Annotated in this window: 18 protein-coding genes; 11 read left to right on the forward strand and 7 right to left on the reverse strand. The window is 72.4% G+C overall.

All coding sequences use genetic code 11. The features are described from left to right. The first annotated feature begins 7 nt into the window (after positions 1-7). The 3 genes from ACFYST_RS11195 to ACFYST_RS11205 all read left to right on the forward strand — a co-directional run bounded on the left by ACFYST_RS11195 (position 8) and on the right by ACFYST_RS11205 (position 2,938). A complete protein-coding gene (locus tag ACFYST_RS11195) occupies positions 8-1,216 on the forward strand; it encodes an acyltransferase (RefSeq protein ID WP_387861444.1) in 1,209 nt (402 codons plus the stop codon). Between the two features lie 51 nt (positions 1,217-1,267). Beyond that, positions 1,268-1,603, forward strand: coding sequence for an MmcQ/YjbR family DNA-binding protein (locus tag ACFYST_RS11200; RefSeq protein ID WP_387643206.1), 336 nt, complete (start codon positions 1,268-1,270; stop codon positions 1,601-1,603). 144 nt (positions 1,604-1,747) lie between these two features. Beyond that, a complete protein-coding gene (locus ACFYST_RS11205) occupies positions 1,748-2,938 on the forward strand; it encodes an alpha/beta hydrolase (protein ID WP_387643205.1) in 1,191 nt (396 codons plus the stop codon). Between the two features lie 7 nt (positions 2,939-2,945). Here ACFYST_RS11205 and ACFYST_RS11210 read toward each other — a convergent pair whose 3' ends face one another. Together ACFYST_RS11210 and ACFYST_RS11215 are read right to left on the reverse strand one after the other, a co-directional pair. Continuing rightward, complete coding sequence (locus ACFYST_RS11210) at positions 2,946-3,956, reverse strand: aldo/keto reductase (RefSeq protein ID WP_387643204.1); 1,011 nt, start codon at positions 3,954-3,956, stop codon at positions 2,946-2,948. After that, positions 3,953-4,462, reverse strand: coding sequence for a MerR family transcriptional regulator (locus ACFYST_RS11215; protein WP_387861446.1), 510 nt, complete (start codon positions 4,460-4,462; stop codon positions 3,953-3,955). The genes ACFYST_RS11210 and ACFYST_RS11215 overlap by 4 nt, the downstream gene beginning before the upstream one ends. A gap of 109 nt (positions 4,463-4,571) precedes the next feature. Here ACFYST_RS11215 and ACFYST_RS11220 point away from each other — a divergent pair, with 109 nt between their 5' ends. Further along, on the forward strand, positions 4,572-5,402 hold the full coding sequence (locus ACFYST_RS11220; protein WP_387861448.1) for a serine hydrolase domain-containing protein: 831 nt from the start codon (positions 4,572-4,574) through the stop codon (positions 5,400-5,402). A gap of 140 nt (positions 5,403-5,542) precedes the next feature. Here ACFYST_RS11220 and ACFYST_RS11225 read toward each other — a convergent pair whose 3' ends face one another. Next, positions 5,543-6,367, reverse strand: a complete 825-nt coding sequence (locus tag ACFYST_RS11225) for a pirin family protein (protein ID WP_387861450.1) — start codon at positions 6,365-6,367, stop codon at positions 5,543-5,545. 247 nt (positions 6,368-6,614) lie between these two features. Here ACFYST_RS11225 and ACFYST_RS11230 point away from each other — a divergent pair, with 247 nt between their 5' ends. The 5 genes from ACFYST_RS11230 (at position 6,615) to fabF (ending at position 11,561) form a co-directional block, all read left to right on the forward strand. Continuing rightward, a complete protein-coding gene (locus tag ACFYST_RS11230; protein WP_387643200.1) occupies positions 6,615-7,811 on the forward strand; it encodes a PucR family transcriptional regulator in 1,197 nt (398 codons plus the stop codon). Positions 7,812-7,901: 90 nt separating this feature from the next. After that, positions 7,902-8,840: an ACP S-malonyltransferase gene (locus tag ACFYST_RS11235; protein ID WP_387643199.1), complete on the forward strand. Its 939-nt coding sequence runs from the start codon at positions 7,902-7,904 to the stop codon at positions 8,838-8,840. Then, complete coding sequence (locus ACFYST_RS11240; protein ID WP_387643198.1) at positions 8,837-9,865, forward strand: beta-ketoacyl-ACP synthase III; 1,029 nt, start codon at positions 8,837-8,839, stop codon at positions 9,863-9,865. The genes ACFYST_RS11235 and ACFYST_RS11240 overlap by 4 nt, the downstream gene beginning before the upstream one ends. A 79-nt stretch (positions 9,866-9,944) precedes the next feature. Then, positions 9,945-10,187: an acyl carrier protein gene (locus tag ACFYST_RS11245; RefSeq protein ID WP_073812203.1), complete on the forward strand. Its 243-nt coding sequence runs from the start codon at positions 9,945-9,947 to the stop codon at positions 10,185-10,187. A gap of 105 nt (positions 10,188-10,292) precedes the next feature. Further along, complete coding sequence (gene fabF, locus ACFYST_RS11250; protein ID WP_387643197.1) at positions 10,293-11,561, forward strand: beta-ketoacyl-ACP synthase II; 1,269 nt, start codon at positions 10,293-10,295, stop codon at positions 11,559-11,561. A gap of 96 nt (positions 11,562-11,657) precedes the next feature. Here the strand turns inward: fabF and ACFYST_RS11255 are convergent, their stop codons facing one another. Further along, positions 11,658-12,152: a DUF3145 domain-containing protein gene (locus tag ACFYST_RS11255; RefSeq protein ID WP_387643196.1), complete on the reverse strand. Its 495-nt coding sequence runs from the start codon at positions 12,150-12,152 to the stop codon at positions 11,658-11,660. Positions 12,153-12,443: 291 nt separating this feature from the next. After that, complete coding sequence (locus ACFYST_RS11260) at positions 12,444-13,463, reverse strand: NADP-dependent oxidoreductase (protein WP_387643195.1); 1,020 nt, start codon at positions 13,461-13,463, stop codon at positions 12,444-12,446. Between the two features lie 94 nt (positions 13,464-13,557). Here ACFYST_RS11260 and ACFYST_RS11265 point away from each other — a divergent pair, with 94 nt between their 5' ends. Both ACFYST_RS11265 and ACFYST_RS11270 read left to right on the forward strand, forming a co-directional pair. Beyond that, on the forward strand, positions 13,558-14,022 hold the full coding sequence (locus ACFYST_RS11265; RefSeq protein ID WP_387643194.1) for a MarR family winged helix-turn-helix transcriptional regulator: 465 nt from the start codon (positions 13,558-13,560) through the stop codon (positions 14,020-14,022). 221 nt (positions 14,023-14,243) lie between these two features. After that, a complete protein-coding gene (locus tag ACFYST_RS11270; protein WP_387861452.1) occupies positions 14,244-15,797 on the forward strand; it encodes an LCP family protein in 1,554 nt (517 codons plus the stop codon). Between the two features lie 34 nt (positions 15,798-15,831). Here ACFYST_RS11270 and ACFYST_RS11275 read toward each other — a convergent pair whose 3' ends face one another. Both ACFYST_RS11275 and ACFYST_RS11280 read right to left on the reverse strand, forming a co-directional pair. Further along, positions 15,832-16,743, reverse strand: a complete 912-nt coding sequence (locus tag ACFYST_RS11275; protein WP_387861453.1) for a 1-aminocyclopropane-1-carboxylate deaminase/D-cysteine desulfhydrase — start codon at positions 16,741-16,743, stop codon at positions 15,832-15,834. Between the two features lie 87 nt (positions 16,744-16,830). Beyond that, positions 16,831-17,283, reverse strand: a complete 453-nt coding sequence (locus tag ACFYST_RS11280) for a carboxymuconolactone decarboxylase family protein (RefSeq protein ID WP_387861455.1) — start codon at positions 17,281-17,283, stop codon at positions 16,831-16,833. Positions 17,284-17,329: the final 46 nt, after the last annotated feature.

The raw sequence follows: 17,329 nt of genomic DNA on the forward strand, positions 1-17,329 counted from the left end.
ACGTCCGATGCTGCCTGTTTCCGTTCGCCGCGCCGCGGCGACCGTCGATGCCAAGACCCCCACCACCCGTGACCGAGCGCTGGACGGCCTGCGCGCCGTCGCACTGCTCTCGGTGCCGCTCGGGCACTGGCTGCTCGGCGGGTTCACCCTCTCCGACGGCGTGCTGCACAACGCGAGTCCGCTGACGGCGCTGTCGTTCATGGCGCCGCTGAGCTGGGTGCTGCAGATGCTGGGGGTGTTCTTCCTGGTCGGCGGCCGGGCGTCGGCGCTGTCGCTGCGCCGGGCGGCCGACCGCGGGGTGGGTACCGGGGAGTGGTTGCGCGGCCGGGTGCTGCGGCTGGCCCGGCCGGTGCTGGGGGTGGCCGCGGTGTGGGCGGCGCTGATCCCGGTGCTGCGCGGGCTGGGGGTGCCGGCCGACACGGTGCGCACGGGGGCGGTGCTGATGGTGCAGCCGCTCTGGTACATCGCGATGTACCTGGTGCTGACGGCGCTCACCCCGCTGTGCGTCAAGTTCGGTGCGCGGATGAAGGGTTGGGCCTCGGCGGCGCTGCTGGCGGCCGTCGCGGTGGTGGACCTGCTGCGGTACGGGCCGTGGGGCGCGTCGATGCCGGGGTGGCTGAGCCTGCTGAACCTGCTGCCGGGCTGGCTGTTCGCCTACCAGCTGGGTGTGGACTGGGCGCACGGCCGGATCTCCCGGGCCGGGGCGCGGCTGACGGCCTTCGGCGGGGCGGCGCTGTTCACGGTGCTGCTGCTGGTGTTCCACTACCCGGCGAGCATGGTCGGCGTACCGGGCGCGGCCCGCACCAACTCGCACCCGCCGTCCCTGCTGGTGCTGGCGCTGGCCTCGGTGCAGGGCGGTGCGGCGATGCTGCTGAAAGACCGGCTGGGCCGGGCGCTGCGCCGGCCGCTGCTGTGGCTGCCGGTGGTGGTGGTCAACCTGGGCGCGATGACGATCTTCTGCTGGCACCAGACCGCGATGTTCCTGACCGCGCTGGCCGGTTCGCGACTGGGCACGCTGCCGGGCCTGACCGCCGCCCCCGACTCCGGCCTGTGGGCGCTGGCCCGACTGGCCTGGCTGCCGTTGTTCGCGGTGGTGCTGGCGCTGATCGGCCGCTGGGCGCGGCGTTTCGACGCCCCGTGGCCGTCCCGCGCCTGGCGGGCGGTGGCGACGGCGGGCGCGGCACTGTTCGCGGTGTACGCGCTCGGCGCGGTCTGACGTTGCGTCAATTCCCTTCGGTTGTCGGAGCCTGGCCGTACCCTGGCGGCCATGGCGACCTTCGACGAACTGATCGCGCTGGCACTGGAGCTGCCGCAGGCGCACCAGGAAACCACCTGGGAGCAGGAGACGTTCCGGGTCGGCCGGAAGATCTTCGCGATGGGGCACCCGGAGTCGGGGGCGGTTTCGGTGAAGGCCACGGTGTCCGATCAGGCCGAACTGATCGCCGCCGCGCCCGAGGTGTACTCGATGGCGCCGTACACCGGCCGGTTCGGCTGGGTGCGGGTGCAACTGGCCCTGGTCGAGCCGGAGGAGCTGCGTGAACTGCTCACCGAGGCCTGGCGTTCGATCGCTCCGAAGCGCGTCCGGGACGGATACGACAGGTAGCGTCCGGGCGAATGTGACACGGAACACTGTTTGCTCCCTGCCCGGCGCGTCTGCCGCCCTCTAGTCTGGCTGACTAGTAGTTGGCAGTCGTAGCACCATCGGGCCCGGCCCGCTGCGATGTACCGGCCCGAGGGAGTGGACGCCATGCAGCGCAGGCGGGTCAAGCGGATCCTGATCGGCGTGTTCGCGGGCTGTGCCGCCCTGGTGGACGCTGGGGCGGCGGTCGCCCAGGCCACCGCGTCCAGCGAGCAGCTGGCCATCACCACGCCGCCGGCCGGCAGCGCCGCCTGGGTCGCCGACAACACCTTCGGCCGCGCCCTGCCGGACCCGGCCACCGCCGACCCGGCCGCCGTCGCCGCCTTCTTCGCCTCGCTGACGAACGCCGAACTCGACCGGCTGATCCTCGAATACCCGCTGGTGGTCGGCAACTTGGACGGTGCGCCGCCGGCCGTCCGGTACCGGGCCAACCGGGAGGCGATCGCCGCCGAACGCGACCGGGCCCGGCAGCGTTCCGAGGACCGCGCCCTGGACCCGACCGCCCGCGCGCTGGCCGCCTCCCGCGCCAACGACTCCGAGGCGCTGCTGGCCGGCGGCCGGCAGATCCTCGCCTTCGACCCGCGCGGCCGCGGCCTGGTCACCGAGGTGTACGGCGACCTGGCCGCCGCCCAGCGGGTCGCCGTCCTGGTGCCCGGCTCGGACGCCGACCTCGCCCACTTCGACCAGGCCGTCGAGCCGTTGCGCTCCCCCGCCGGCATGGCCCGCGCCCTGTTCACCGAGGAGCACGCCCAGTCCCCGAACACCCGCACCGCGGTGATCGCCTGGACCGGCTACGTCACCCCGCAGGGCCTCGGCCCGGACGCGGCCACCTCCCGGCTCGCCGAGGCCGCCGCGCCCCGCCTGGAACGGCTGCTCGCCGGGCTGAAGCAGACCAGCCACCCGGAGGCGCCGCCGACGCTGCTGTGCCACTCGTACGGCTCGGTGGTGTGCGGCACCGCCGCGCCGACCGTGCACGGCACGCAGCCCACCGACCTGGTGGCGTTCGGCAGCCCCGGGATGGGCGTCGACTCGGCCGCCGAGCTCGGCACCGGCGTCCAGGTGTGGGCGGCCCGCAACCCCGCCGACTGGATCGGCAACGTCCCCTACCTGGAGGTCGGCGGCCTCGGGCACGGCGCCGACCCGACCACCCAGGCGTTCGGCGCGATGACCGTCTCCTCGGCCGGCGCCAGCGGCCACAACGGCTACCTGGCCGAGGGCACCGCCAGCCGGCACAACTTCGCCGCGATCGCCCTCGGCCACTACGGCGACGTCAGCCACCCGAACAACTCCGGCAATTGACCGGACGTCACACCTCGCGGGCGTCCGAGGTGGCGCTCATGTCCGCGTAGCGGGGGCCCTGCACCCGGCCGCCGATCGGCTCCAGCTCGGCCAGCTCCGCCGCCGTCAGCTTCAGCGCGGTCGCGGCGGCGTTCTCCTCCAGCCGGCTGCGCTTGCGGGTGCCCGGGATCGGCACCACCGTCAGGCCGTGCACCTCGGCCCGCTGCTGCAGCCAGGCCAGCGCGACCTGGGCGGCCGTCACACCGCGCTCCGCGGCGACCTTCCGGATCGGCTCGACCAGCTCCGCGTTGTCCACCGCGTTCGCGCCGGTGAACTGCGGCAGGTGACGGCGGAAGTCGTCCGCGCCCAGCTGCTCGGCGTTGGCGAACGCCCCGGTCAGGAAGCCCCGGCCGAGCGGCGAGTACGGCACCAGCGCGACGCCCAGCTCGGCCGCCACGGGCACCGCGGTGCGCTCCGGGCCGCGGGCGAACAGCGACCACTCGGACTGCAGCGCCGCGATCGGGTGCACCGCGTACGCCTCCCGCAGCTCCGGACCGGTCACCTCGGACAGACCCAGATGCTTCACCTTGCCGGCCGCGACCAGCTCCGCCATCGCCCCGACCGACTCGGCCAGCGGCACCTCCGGGTTGCGGCGGTGCATGTAGTACAGGTCGATCTCGTCCACCCCGAGCCGCCGCAGCGAGGCGTCCACCGCCTGCCGGATGTACGCCGGCTCGTTGTTGACGCCCCGGTAGCTCGGGTCGTCGGCGCGCCGCTCGATCCCGAACTTGGTGGCCAGCACCACCTGTTCGCGGTGCGCCCGGACGAACGGACCGATCAGCTCCTCGTTGGCGCCCGAACCGTAGATGTCGGCAGTGTCGAACAGGGTCACCCCGAGCTCCAGCGCCCGGCCGAGGGTGGCCAGCGCCTCCTCGGTGTCGGTCGGCCCGTAGAACTCGCTCATCCCCATGCAGCCCAGGCCCTGCACACCCACGACGGGGCCGTTGCTGCCGAGCCGGGTGGTCTCGATGCTGCTCATGCGCTCTTCCTGTCCTCGATCGAATAATCGGCCGTCGTCTCAGTCGCGTCGTCGCCCGGAACGGGTGCGGCCGGCTCGCCGTAGAGATCGATCTTCCGGTCGATCACGGCGAGCGTGGCGTGCAGGTCCGCGAGCCGCTGCCGGACCTCCGCCCGGTGGTCCACCAGCAGCTGCCGGCGCTCGGCCCGGGTGGCGTCCCCGTCCCGCACCAGCTCGACGTACCGGACCATGTCGGCCACCGGCATCCCGGTCAGCCGGAGCTTCGTCAGGAACGCCAGCCGCGCCAGGTCCGCGTCGCTGTACCGGCGCTGGCCGGCGTGCGAACGGTCCACCCGGTCCAGCAGGCCGATCCGCTCGTACCAGCGCAGCGTGTGCGCAGTGAGCCCGCTGATCGCGGACACCTCGCTGATCGGATGCCGCGGCGTCCGGTCCGGCACCGCACTCGGCGCACCGAACGCCCGCTCGCACCCCGCCAGTTGAGCACTCCGCTGGACGAACTCCGCCATCCTGCCCGACCCCCGCTCTCGACGACGGCTCCGACGCTACTCAGTTGGAGCGCACTCCAAGCAAGCCTGGCACACCGGACCCCCCGGACCGTCGTTTAGAGTTCGGCCCATGCAGAGCTTGCGGATGATCGAGGACTGGCCCGTACCGAACGCCGCTGCGGCGGTCGTACGCGGAAGCGACGGCGCCCTGCTCGGCGCACACGGCCCGCAGGACCACCTGTTCCCGCTCGCCTCCGTCACCAAGCTGCTCAGCGCGTACGCCGCACTGATCGCCGTCGAGGAAGGCGTCTTCGAACTCGACGACCCGGCCGGCCCCGACGGCTCCACCGTCCGCCACCTGCTGGCCCACACCTCCGGCCTGGCCTTCGACGAACACCGCGTGATGGCCGCCCCCGGCAACCGCCGCCTCTACTCCAACGCCGGCTTCGACGTCCTCGCCGCCACCCTGGAGCACGCCTCCGGCATCCCGTTCGCCCAGTACGCGGCCGAAGCCGTCTTCCAGCCGCTCGGCATGCACGCCACCCTGATCAACACCGCCCACCGCGCGCCCGCCGGCGCGGGCGGCCTCTCCACCGCCGCCGACCTCGCCCGCTTCGCGGCCGAACTCCAGTCCCCCAAGCTGCTCGACCCCGCCACCCTGCACACCGCCACCCGCGAGGTCGCCTTCCCCGGCACCAGCGGCGTCCTGCCCGGCTTCGGCCACCGCCGCCCCAACGACTGGGGCCTCGGCTTCGAAATCCGCGACCACAAGACCCCGCACTGGACCGGCACCACCAACTCCCCCGCCACCTTCGGCCACTTCGGCCAGTCCGGCACCTTCCTCTGGGTCGACCCCACCGCCGACCTCGCCTGCCTCGCCCTCACCGACCGCGACTTCGGCCCATGGGCAGCGGAGGTCTGGCCCCAGCTCAGCGACGCGGTTCTCTCCGAACAGGAGTGAGCGTCCGGGGGCGCGGGGAACTGCGCGAAGCGGAAGGCACCTCACCGCAAGATCGCGACGCAGGACAATGACTTGCACTTGATCGCGACCTTACGGACGTGGTGTGCGCTTGTCGCGCAGTTCCCCGCGCCCCCGGTTGTTCACCCGAATTGCAGCGGGCTGTGCATCTCCCAGAGCAGCAGCTCCACGCCGTTCTCCCCCGCCGTCGGATCCGCGAACGCGTCCCCCGTGATCCGGATCGCGTCCCCGGCGCTCGCCGACCGCCCGCCACCCTGCGGGCCGGGGACGGTCCGGTAGCCGACCGAGCCGGCCACCACGTGCACGTATCGGAAAGGGGCGGCGGGGAGTTCCGGCAGTGCCGCCCACGCCCCGGCCCGGACCAGCCAGAGCGCTGCGTCCGCCCGCCGCAGGCGCAGCACCTCACCCGAGGCCCGACCGGAAGCGAGCAACGTCAGCCCGTCCCCGTTCGCGACCGACCGCAGCCCGAACCCCGGCTCCGAACCGAACTGATCGGGCTGGAGCCACATCTGAAGAAACGTCACGGACGACTCCGCCCCGCCGAGGTTCCGCTCAGTGTGGTTGATGCCCGCCCCCGCGGACTGCACCTGGAGCATGCCGGGCCGGACCACGCTCGCGTGGCCCGCGTCGTCGCGGTGGGCGAGCGCGCCGTCGATCACCCAGGTGACGATCTCGGTGTCGGTGTGCCGGTGCGTGTCGTAGCCGGCGCCGGGGGCGAGCGTCTCCTCATTGCAGGCGAGCAGCGCCCCGAAAGATGTGTTCTTCGGGTCGTAGTGCCCGGCGAAGGAGAACGCGTGAAGGGTGGTGATGCCTTCGGCGGGTTCCGACAGGTAACGCTCGCCGGCCCGGCGCAGGTCGGCGCGGCCGCGTTCCTTCCGTCCGGCCCCGGACGCGGGTGCGGCGGTTTCGAGGGGGTGCCCGTCCTGGGGCGAGGAATCCACGCTCACGGGCACCACGGTAGCCGGTGTGACGGGTGCCACCGGTCTTCTCGGCGCGGGGTGTGCACGAGCACCCGCCCGCGTGAGGCAGGCTAGTGCCGTGCCATCCGCTTCAGCGAAACCCGACAAAGCATCCGACCGGACGTCCGGCGAGCCGCCCGCCCAGGAGCGGCCCGCCGACCGGGGCCCGGAGAAGAAGTCCGCGAAACGTCCGGCGCGGCCGAACGGTACCGCGGCGGTCCCCGGCCGTGGCCGGATGACCGCCGAGGAGCGCCGACTCGCGTCGGAGCGCGCCGAGTTGCGGGCGGCGACGCTGAAGCGGCTGGAGAAGTCGGCGGGCAAGCTGGCGTCCGCGGCGATTGCCCGGATGGATGATCAGCTGGCCTGGTACCGGCGGATGCCGCCGGAGCACCGTTCGTGGATCGGTCTGGTCGCGCAGGCGGGTATCGCGGCGTTCACCGAGTGGTACCGGCACCCGGAGGCGCCGCAGGCGATCTCCACCGACGTGTTCGGCACCGCCCCGCGGGAGTTGACCCGGGCGATCACGCTGCGGCAGACGGTGGAGCTGATCCGCACCACGATCGAGGTGATGGAGGAGGCCATCGAGGAGGTGGCCGCGCCCGGCGACGAGGCGGGCATGCGCGAGTCGGTGCTGGTCTACGCCCGGGAGATCGCCTTCGCCACCGCCCAGGTGTACGCGCAGGCCGCGGAGGCGCGCGGCGCGTGGGACGCCCGGCTGGAGGCGCTGGTCGTCAACTCGCTGCTGTCCGGGGACGCCGACGAGGGCGTGCTGTCCCGGGCGGCGGCACTGGGCTGGGGTCAGCCGAGCCAGGTGCGGGTCGTGATGGGCAGTGCCCCGGACGGCGACAGCGAGCTGGTGGTGGAGGCCATCCGGCGGGCCGCCCGGTACGCCAAGCTGCACGTGCTGACGGGGGTGCTGGGCCGCCGCCTGGTGGTGGTGGTCGGCGGCGACAAGGAGCCGGTGCACGCCGCGCGGGCGCTGATCGGCCAGTTCGCCCCGGGCCCGGTGGTGGTCGGTCCGACGGTCGGTGACCTGCTGTCGGCGACCCGCTCGGCGCACGCCGCCGCGCAGGGCCTGAAGGCGTGTTCGGCGTGGCCGGACGCGCCACGCCCGGTGCTGGCCGACGATCTGCTGCCCGAACGCTCGCTGGCGGGCGACGAGGTGGCTCGCCGTCAGCTGGTGGAGGAGATCTACACACCATTGGAGGAGGCTGGTTCGGCACTCCTGGAGACGCTGAGTGTCTATCTGGAGCAGGCGTCCTCGCTGGAGGGCGCCGCCCGGATGCTCTTCGTCCACCCGAACACCGTGCGCTACCGGCTGCGTCGTGTGACAGATGTCACCGGCTATGCTCCATCGGACGTGCGTTCGGCGTTCACCCTGCGCATCGCCCTTGCCCTGGGGCGTCTCGGCTCCGGGCCTGACCAGGGCTGATCGCACTGTAGGGAATCCACAATCCGACGTGCTTTTCTTCGTCATCGTCGCCTACCCGCCCCACGGCGTCCGGCGAGAGAGGGTTGAACCGTGCTCGTTATCGTCGCCCCTGGACAGGGTGCCCAGACTCCCGGCTTCCTCAACCCCTGGCTCGAACTGGACGGCGTCGCCGACCGGCTGCGCCAGTGGTCGGAGGTGGCCGGCCTCGACCTGGTGCACGCCGGAACCGAGGCCTCCGAGGAGGAGATCAAGGACACCGCCGTCGCCCAGCCGCTGCTGGTGGCCGCCGGCCTGGTGACCGCTCAGGCGCTGCTGCCGCAGGGCGTTTCCGCGTCGGTCGGCGCGCTGGCCGGCCACAGCGTCGGTGAGATCACCGCCGCGGCGCTGGCCGGCGTGCTGTCCGAGCAGGACGCGCTGGCCTTCGTCCGCGAGCGCAGCCTCGGCATGGCGGAGGCCGCCGCGGCCACCGCGACCGGTATGGCGGCGGTGCTCGGCGGCGACCCGGAGGCGGTCGCCGAGAAGCTCGCCGCGCACGGGGTCACCGCGGCGAACAACAACGGCGGCGGCCAGATCGTCGCGGCCGGCACGCTGGAGCAGCTGGCCGCGCTGAAGGCGGACCCGCCGGCCGGCGCGCGGCTGATCGCGCTGAAGGTCGCGGGCGCGTTCCACACCGCGCACATGGCCCCGGGCGTGGCCCGGCTGGAGAAGCTGGCGCCGACGCTGACGGCGGCCGACCCGGCGGTGGCGTACGTGTCCAACAAGGACGGCGAGGTGGTCGGCGACGGTGCCGAGGTGCTGTCCCGTCTGGTCTCGCAGGTGTCCAACCCGGTCCGCTGGGACCTGTGCATGGAGACCCTGCAGCAGTTGGGCGCGACCGCCGTGATCGAGCTGTCCCCGGCCGGAACCCTCACCAACCTGGTCAAGCGCAACGTCAAGGGTGTCGCCACGCTGGCCCTGAAGTCCCCCGCCGATCTCGACCGGGCCCGTGAGCTCGTGGCCGAGCACGGCAAGCAGGAGAAGTCCGCATGACTGCCACCATCAAGCCGGCCACCGGCGCCCAGTTCTCGCGCATCCTCGGGGTCGGCGGCTACCGCCCGACCCGGGTGATCCCGAACTCCGAGGTGCTGAACTGGATCGACTCCTCGGACGAGTGGATCCGCTCGCGTTCCGGTATCGCGGAGCGCCGCTGGGCCGGCCCGGAGGAGACCGTCGCCGAGATGTCGGTGCAGGCGGCCGAGCGGGCCATCGCGATGTCCGGGATCGCTCCGGAGCAGATCGGCGGCGTCATCGTCGCCACCGTCTCGCACCTGAAGCAGACCCCGGCGATCGCCACCGAGATCGCCCAGCGGCTCGGCTGCGGCACCGCCCCCGCGTTCGACATCTCCGCCGCCTGCGCGGGCTTCGGCTACGGCCTGAGCCTGGCCGACGGCATGGTGCGCGGCGGCAGCGCCGAGTACGTGCTGGTGATCGGCGTGGAGCGGCTGTCCGACCTGACCGACAAGTCGGACCGCTCGACCGCGTTCATCTTCGGCGACGGCGCGGGCGCCGCGATCGTCGGCCCGTCCGACACGCCCGGCATCGGCAAGGTGGTCTGGGGTTCGGACGGCTCGCAGTCCGAGGTGATTTCGCAGACCAAGGCCTGGGACACCGCCTTCGCCAAGCCCGACGCCGTCAACGGCGCGGGCGAGGAGATCAAGTGGCCCGCGCTCCGGATGGAGGGCCAGACGGTCTTCCGCTGGGCCGTGTACGACATGGCGAAGGTCGCGCAGCAGGCGCTGGACGCCGCCGGGATCACCGCCGACCAGCTCGGCGCGTTCATCCCGCACCAGGCCAACATGCGCATCATCGACGCCATGATCAAGACGCTGAAGCTGCCCGCCGAGATCCCGGTGGCCCGCGACATCGTCGAGACCGGCAACACCTCCGCCGCCTCCATTCCGCTCGCCATGGAGCGGATGCTGGAGCGCGGCGAGGCCAAGAGCGGCGACCTGGCGCTGATCATCGGCTTCGGGGCCGGCCTGGTCTACGCCGCAGCAGTCGTTACTCTCCCCTAGGCGTTTTTCTCCGCACCACATGAAACCCGCGGCGGTCCGTCGGACCGTCCGCCGTCACCACCGAAGAGGAGCAGCCGATATGGCTACCCAGACCGAGGTTCTCGAAGGTCTCGCCGAGATCGTGAACGAGATCGCCGGCATTCCGGTCGAGGACGTCGAGCTCGACAAGTCCTTCACCGACGACCTGGACGTCGACTCGCTGTCCATGGTCGAGGTCGTCGTCGCCGCCGAGGAGCGCTTCGGCGCGAAGATCCCGGACGACGAGGTCAAGAACCTGAAGACCGTCGGCGACGCGGTGAACTTCATCGTCGCCAACGTCTGACCAGTCGTCAGGCTGCCGGTCGGGGCGCGCCAGCCGCGCCCCGACCGTCCCCCTTTCCGTCCGGCTCGTCCGGCCCCCCGCTCTACGTGAGAGAAGAAGAAACCAGTGACTGCTGAAAACCGCACCGTGGTCGTCACGGGTATCGGCGCCTTCACGCCGCTGGGCGGCGACGCCGCCACATTCTGGGAGGGCCTGCTGGCCGGCCGGTCCGGGGTCCGCGCGCTCACCGAGGAGTGGGCCGCCGACCTGCCGGTCCGGATCGCCGCCCGGGTCGCCGTCGAGCCGTCCGAAATCCTGCCCCGCCCGGTGGCCCGCAAGCTGGACCGCTCGGCCCAGTTCGCGCTGATCGCCGCCCGCGAGGCCTGGAAGGACGCCGGCTTCGAGGGCCCGGCCACCGCCGACTCCAACGAGCTGACCCCCGAGCGTCTGGGCGCGGTCATCGCCTCCGGCATCGGTGGCGTCACCACCCTGCTCGACCAGTACGACGTGCTCAAGGAGCAGGGCGTCCGCAAGGTCTCCCCGCACACCGTCCCGATGCTGATGCCCAACTCCCCGGCCGCCAACGTCGGCCTGGAGGTCGGCGCCCGGGCCGGCGTGCACACCCCCGTCTCCGCCTGCGCCTCCGGTGCCGAGGCGATCGGCTACGCGATCGAGATGATCCGCAGTGGCCGCGCCGACATCGTGGTGGCCGGCGGCACCGAGGCGGCGATCCACCCGCTGCCCATCGTCGCCTTCTCCAACATGATGGCGATGTCCAAGAACAACGACGACCCCGAGCACGCCTCCCGGCCGTACGACAAGGCCCGTGACGGCTTCGTCCTCGGCGAGGGCGCCGGCGTCGTGGTGCTGGAGTCCGCCGAGCACGCCGCCGCCCGCGGTGCCCGCGTGTACTGCGAGGCGATCGGCCAGGGCCTGTCCTCGGACGCCCACCACATCGCCCAGCCGGAGCCGACCGGCGCCGGCGTGGCCCGCGCCATCGCCGACCTGTTCGACCGCAACGAGCTGGACAAGGCCGAGGTCGTGCACGTCAACGCGCACGCCACCTCCACCCCGCAGGGTGACACCGCGGAGGTCAAGGCGCTCAGCCGCGAACTCGGCGAGCACCTCGGGCACGTGGCGATCTCCGCCACCAAGTCGATGACCGGCCACCTGCTCGGCGGCGCCGGCGGCATCGAGACGGTCGCCACCGTCCTCGCCCTGCACCACCGGATCGCCCCGCCGACCATCAACGTGGTCGACCTGGACGACGACATCGAGGCCGACATCGTCCGCGACGAGCCCCGCAAGCTCCCGGTCGAGGGCCGCATCGCCGCCCTCAACAACTCCTTCGGCTTCGGCGGCCACAACGTGGTCCTGGCCTTCCGCAGCGTCTGAGACACCACCGTCTGAGACACCCGCGCGAACAACTGCGCGACCGGCCCGGCACTCCGATCGAGTGCCGGGCCGGTCCCGTCTCCGCGCCGCTACGGGTCACACCACCTGGTGCAGCCACCTCACCGGCGCACCCTCACCCGCGTACCGGAACGGCTCCAGCTCGTCGTCCCACGGCTTTCCGAGCAGCCGGCCGATCTCCGTCTCCAGGTCGCTGCCCTCGCTGCGGGAGCGCAGCAGCACGGCCCGCAGCCGGTCCTCGGGGATCAGGATGTCGCCGTGGATGCCGGTGACGGCGTGGAAGATGCCGAGGCTGGGCGTGGAGGAGTACCGCTCGCCCTCGGCCGTGGCGCAGGGCTCGCCGGTCACCTCGTAGCGCATCATCTGCCAGCCGCGCAGCGCGGAGGCGAGCCTGGAGGCGGTGCCGGGCTCTCCCTGCCAGGAGAGTTCGGACCGCCAGTGGCCGGGCGCGGCGGGCTGCCGGATCCAGTCGAGGTTGACCCGCACCCCGAGGGCGCCCGCCACCGCCCACTCGACGTGCGGGCACAGCGCGCGTGGCGCGGAGTGGATGTAGAGCACACCACGTGTCGTCACCGGGACCTCCTGGCTGTGGACGAGGGTCGCCTTCCCCAGCTGCCTCGCGCCGTCGCCGGTCGGTACGGACCAGTGGCTACCCCGTGACGCTCAACTTATTCGACATTAGGTCATCAAATCGAGCAAAACGGACAAGCTTTCCCTCCATGCTAGTCGGTTCCCCCGGGAGGTCTACCCCCACAGCGCCCACCTCCCCCGAACGGACCTAAACGCGCGCCCCCACCGGATCGCGCATCCGGCGGGGGCGGGTTGACGCAGCAAAAGCTGTCACATCATCAGCTATTGCGCCGTTCAGACCTGTACGACCATCTTCCCGATGTTGGCGCCGTGCAGCATGCCGAGGAAGGCCTCCACGGCGTTCTCCACGCCCTCGACCACGGTCTCGTCGTAGCGCAGCGAGCCGTCCCGCAGCCAGCCGCCGACCTCCTCGAGGAACTGGCCGCGCAGCGCACTGTGGTCGCTGACCAGCATGCCCTGCAGGCGAAGGCGCTTTCCGACGGCCAGCGCCAGGTTGCGCGGCCCCGCCGGGGCGGAGGTGTCGTTGTACTGGGCGATCGCCCCGCACAGGGTGGCCCGGCCGTGCACCCGCAGGGCGCCGATCGCGGCCTCCAGGTGCTCGCCGCCGACGTTGTCGAAGTAGACGTCGATGCCGTCGGGGGCAGCCCGGCCGAGCAGCTCGGCGACCGGGCCGTCCTTGTAGTTGAAGGCGGCGTCGAAGCCGTAGTCGTCGACCAGGGTGGCGACCTTCTCGGCGGAGCCGGCCGAGCCGATGACCCGCTTCGCGCCCTTGAGCCGGGCGATCTGGCCGACCAGCGAACCGACCGCGCCGGCCGCGCCGGAGACGAACACGGTGTCGCCGGAGCGGAACGAGGCGACCTCCAGCAGCCCCGCGTACGCGGTGAGGCCGGGCATCCCGAGCACGCCCAGATAGGCGGAGAGCGGGGCGAGTTCGGGGTCGACCTTGACGGTGCGCGCCGCGTCCACGGTGGCGTACTCGCGCCAGCCGAGCCCGTGCAGCACGGCGTCGCCGACCTGGAAGCCCTCGGCGTTGCTGGCGACCACGTGGCCCACCGCACCGCCGTCCATCGGCGCGCCCAGCGCGTACGGCGGGACGTAGGACTTCACGTCGTTCATCCGCCCGCGCATGTACGGGTCGACGGACAGGTAGGCGTTGCGCACGGTGATCTCGCCCGGGCCGGGCTGCCGGACGGGGGCCTCGACCAGGGCGAAGTCGCCGGGAACCGGCCAGCCCTGCGGGCGGGCGGCCAGGTGCCATTCGCGGCCGGTGGCGGGAAGGTCCTGCTGTGCCATCACACGCTCCTTATCAACCTGAAACATTCAGCGGCTCAAGTAATCCTGTGGATGAAAGGTTCATGTTGTCAACTGTTCAGCTAGACTCGGCGCCATGGAGAAGGAGCAGGTCATGGAGCAGGCACCGATTCCGACCGCCGACCCGATCACCGTGGAGGTCGTCGACCTCATGGCGCGCCTGGTCGGACTCTTCCACCGCGAGTACGAGGAGGCCGCCGCCGCCCGCTCGCTGACCGGCGCGCAGGCCAAAGTGCTGGCGCTGCTGCGGCGCGGGCCGATGCCGATGCGGCACATCGCACAGACCCTCTCCTGCGAGCCGTCCAACGTCACCGGCATCGTCGACCGGCTGGAGGGCCGCGGCTTCGTCACCCGCGAGTCCGACCCGCAGGACCGCCGGGTCAAGCTGGTCGTCGCCACCGACTCGGGGCTCACCGCCTCCTCCGAACTGCGCGAATCGCTGAACTTCGCCCGCGAGCCGCTGGCCGCGCTGGACGCCCCCGAGCGGGCCCAACTGCGGGACCTGCTGCGGCGGATGCTCGACTCCTCGGCCCGCGACTGACCCTCCGCCGGACCGCCCCCCGGACTCCGCGTCGGACGGTTCGGGGGTACCCCGGTTCGAGGGTCGAAAAATCTCTCCGAAATGATGGTTCGCGTGTAACCATTCCCGTCACCGCGCCGTCTAAGTGGTGACGAACGCCCCGCCGTCCGCAGTGTCGCGGAGGCGGCAAGTGCCTGCCCTCGGGCACCAGTTCCCGTTGCGCGCAGAGAGATCCCGGATCGATGACCGACGCCACCCAGAGCACTGCCGCGGCCTCGCCACGACGCCGCAGAGGCCGCCGAATAGCCCAGGGTCTCGGGGCGACCGCCGCCGTCATGGTGGTCGTCGCCGCGGGACTCGGCGCCTGGTACTACCAGCGGCTCGACCACAACATCACGACCTTCGCCCCGGAAGGCATCGCCTCCACCCGCCCGCCGGCCGGGCCTCCCGCGCCCACCGGTGGACACCCCGTCAACATCCTGCTGCTCGGCTCCGACACCCGGAGCGACGGCAACGGCGACCTCGGCGGCGGTGACGTGGGAGTCGGGCACTCCGACACCGCGATCCTGCTGCACGTCTACGCCGATCACAAACACGCCGTCGGCGTGTCGATCCCCCGGGACACCCTGGTCACTATCCCGCCGTGCCGGCTCGCGGACGGCCGGTGGACCACCGCCCGGGCCAGCCAGATGTTCAACTCGGCTTTCACCATCGGCGAGTTCAAGGACGGCAACCCCGCCTGCACGCAGAACACCGTGGAGGAGCTGACCGGCCTGCGGGTGGACCACACCCTGGTCGTCGACTTCAAGGGCTTCGCCTCCATCACCGAGGCCGTCGGCGGCGTGGACGTGTGCGTGCCCAACGACGTCAACTCCTACGGCATCCAGCTGGCCAAGGGCCGGCAGACCGTCGCCGGGCAGCAGGCCGTCGACTACGTCCGCGCCCGGCACGGCCTCGGCGACAGCTCCGACATCGGCCGGATGCGCCGTCAGCAGGCGTTCATGTCCTCGCTGATCAAGAAGGTGCAGGGCGAGGGCTTCGACCTGACCACCCTGCTGCCGCTGGCCGACGCCGCCACCAAGTCGCTCACCGTCGACCCCGACCTCGGATCGCCGTACAAGCTCGCCGAGTTCGCCCAGTCGCTGCAGAACATCAAGCTCGCCGACATCCAGTTCGTCACCCTGCCCTGGCGCTTCCAGGGTGCCCGGGTCGCCATCGTGCAGCCGGACGCCAGCATCCTGTGGGACCTGCTCCGCCAGGACCGCACCCTGGACGGCCGCCTCACCGGCGACACCGCGAGCCCGTCCGCCGGCGCCTCGGCAGGCGCCTCCGCAGGCGCCTCCGCGTCGGCCGACCCCTCGGCCTCGGCCAGCCCGTCCGCCACCGGCAGCCCCGACAGCGCGAACCTGGACGTGCCGATCACGGTCCACAACGCCGCCAAGTCGCCCGGCCTGGCCGGACGCACCGCGACCGCGCTGCGCGGCAACGGGTACCGCAGCGTCACCATCGCCGAGAACACGCCCGCCCGGAACACCACGCTGATCGAGTACGCGCCCGACCAGCGCCCCGCCGCCGAACGCCTGGCCCGGCTCTACCCCGGTGCGGAACTCCGCGCCGCCTCCGGCAGCGATGGCATCACCCTGACCGTCGGCCAGGACCGGGCCGGCGCCGACGCCCCCGGCATCCCCGACGCCGGGGCCTCCGCCGGCACCATCCCGTCCACCATCCCGAACGGCATCACGGACAACACCCGGCCCGCCGACAGCGACCTCTGCGCCGACCTCAGCTTCGGCTGATCCCCGGCCGCCGGGCCCCCGGGCCCGGCGGCGCCTACGCCTCCTGGGGCGCGGCCGGGTCCGGGTCCGGAAGGCCGGTCACCACGAGGGTGACCCGCCGGCCCGCCAACTCGCCCGCCCGGGCCAGGCCGTAGACCGCGGACAGCGCCTTCGCCACGTACCGGCGCTCCACGGGCACCCCGTGCCGGTGCTCGAACCCGGCGGCGAAGCGTTCCAATTCCTGCGGCACCCGCCCGTACCCGCCGCCGTGCCAGCCGTGCTCCAGCCGCCAGTTGTCGAACTCCCGGCCGTACGCGGCCAGTTGCAGCGCCGCAACCTCGCGCTCCAGGTAGCCCTCGCCGCGCAGCACCGCCACGCCGAGCGCCTGCGCGTCCGGCGGCAGACCGGCGGCGATCCCGGCCAGCGTTCCACCCGTACCGACCGCGCAGCAGACCACGTCCCGCGCGCCCAAGTCCGGCAGTTGGTCGGCCAGTTCCGCGGCGACCACCGCGGCCCCGCGCACAGCCGCCGCGTTCGACCCGCCCTCGGGCAGGACGAAGTGCCCCGCCCGCCGCTCCTGCCGCCCGGAGGCGATCTCGCGGTAGACGGAACGCTCGACGAACTCCAGCACCATGCCGTCCCGTTCGGCCCGGGCCAGCGACCAGTTCCGCGGCATTCCCGCCAGCTCGGCCCCGCGGATCACCCCGACGCTCTCCAGCCCGAGCGCCCGCGCCGCCGCGGCCACCGCCCGCACATGCGTGGAGTACGCTCCGCCGTAGGTGAGCAGCGCCCCGCAGCCGTCCGCGACAGCCCGCTCCAGGTTCGGCGCGAGCTTGCGCCACTTGTTGCCGGGCACCGTCGGATGCGCCAGGTCGTCCCGCTTCAGCCGCAGCTCGACCCCCGCGGCGGCGAGCTCCGGGTCGTCGACCACCGTCAACGGCGTGGGCAGGTCAGCGGGCACGAGCATCCACTCACCCTAACCGGGGGCCGCGGGCCGGGCCTCGGGAGCTGGCGACCGTCCGTCGGCCCCCGCCCCGCCCTCTTGGGCGTCCCGTCAGAGCGTGCCGGGCGTCTTGCGGGTGGAGACGTTCATCCGGTTCCACGCGTTGGCCGTGAACACCAGGGCGATCAGCTGCGCCAGTTCGCGCTCCTCGAAGTGCTTCGCCGCCTCCTCGTACACCTCGTCCGACACACCGGAGGGCAGCAGCGTGACCGCCTCCGCGAGGGCCAGCGCCGCGCGCTCCTTCTCGGTGAACAGGCTGGACTCCTCCCACGCCGTCAGCTGGTAGATCCGTTCCTCGCTCTCCCCGGCCTTCCGGGCGTCCACAGCGTGGTAACCGATGCAGTACGCGCACTTGTTGACCTGCGCGACCCGGATCTGCACCAGCTCCAGCAGCTCGGGGTCCAGCCCCTCGCGGGCGGCCGCGTCGAGCGCCAGGACGGCCTTGAAGACCTTGGGGGCGACGGCGGAGAAGTTCATGCGCTGCGGCACCTGAAACGTTGTCATGACTCAACCGTAGGGCGCCGATCGACCCTGGATAGGGTGCATTTCC

It is taken from the genome of Kitasatospora sp. NPDC004614 (assembly GCF_042873675.1).
Lineage (GTDB): Bacteria > Actinomycetota > Actinomycetes > Streptomycetales > Streptomycetaceae > Kitasatospora.

Coding starts and splice junctions, on each gene's coding strand:
- ACFYST_RS11210 (WP_387643204.1), bottom strand. CDS start 3,956: ATGAGCAGCATCGAGACCACCCGGCTCGGCAGCAACGGCCCCGTCGTG.
- ACFYST_RS11245 (WP_073812203.1), top strand. CDS start 9,945: ATGGCTACCCAGACCGAGGTTCTCGAAGGTCTCGCCGAGATCGTGAAC.
- ACFYST_RS11215 (WP_387861446.1), bottom strand. CDS start 4,462: ATGGCGGAGTTCGTCCAGCGGAGTGCTCAACTGGCGGGGTGCGAGCGG.
- ACFYST_RS11195 (WP_387861444.1), top strand. CDS start 8: ATGCTGCCTGTTTCCGTTCGCCGCGCCGCGGCGACCGTCGATGCCAAG.
- ACFYST_RS11265 (WP_387643194.1), top strand. CDS start 13,558: ATGGAGAAGGAGCAGGTCATGGAGCAGGCACCGATTCCGACCGCCGAC.
- ACFYST_RS11240 (WP_387643198.1), top strand. CDS start 8,837: ATGACTGCCACCATCAAGCCGGCCACCGGCGCCCAGTTCTCGCGCATC.
- ACFYST_RS11275 (WP_387861453.1), bottom strand. CDS start 16,743: ATGCTCGTGCCCGCTGACCTGCCCACGCCGTTGACGGTGGTCGACGAC.
- ACFYST_RS11230 (WP_387643200.1), top strand. CDS start 6,615: ATGACCGCCGAGGAGCGCCGACTCGCGTCGGAGCGCGCCGAGTTGCGG.
- ACFYST_RS11280 (WP_387861455.1), bottom strand. CDS start 17,283: ATGACAACGTTTCAGGTGCCGCAGCGCATGAACTTCTCCGCCGTCGCC.
- ACFYST_RS11270 (WP_387861452.1), top strand. CDS start 14,244: ATGACCGACGCCACCCAGAGCACTGCCGCGGCCTCGCCACGACGCCGC.
- ACFYST_RS11205 (WP_387643205.1), top strand. CDS start 1,748: ATGCAGCGCAGGCGGGTCAAGCGGATCCTGATCGGCGTGTTCGCGGGC.
- ACFYST_RS11260 (WP_387643195.1), bottom strand. CDS start 13,463: ATGGCACAGCAGGACCTTCCCGCCACCGGCCGCGAATGGCACCTGGCC.
- ACFYST_RS11200 (WP_387643206.1), top strand. CDS start 1,268: ATGGCGACCTTCGACGAACTGATCGCGCTGGCACTGGAGCTGCCGCAG.
- ACFYST_RS11220 (WP_387861448.1), top strand. CDS start 4,572: ATGCAGAGCTTGCGGATGATCGAGGACTGGCCCGTACCGAACGCCGCT.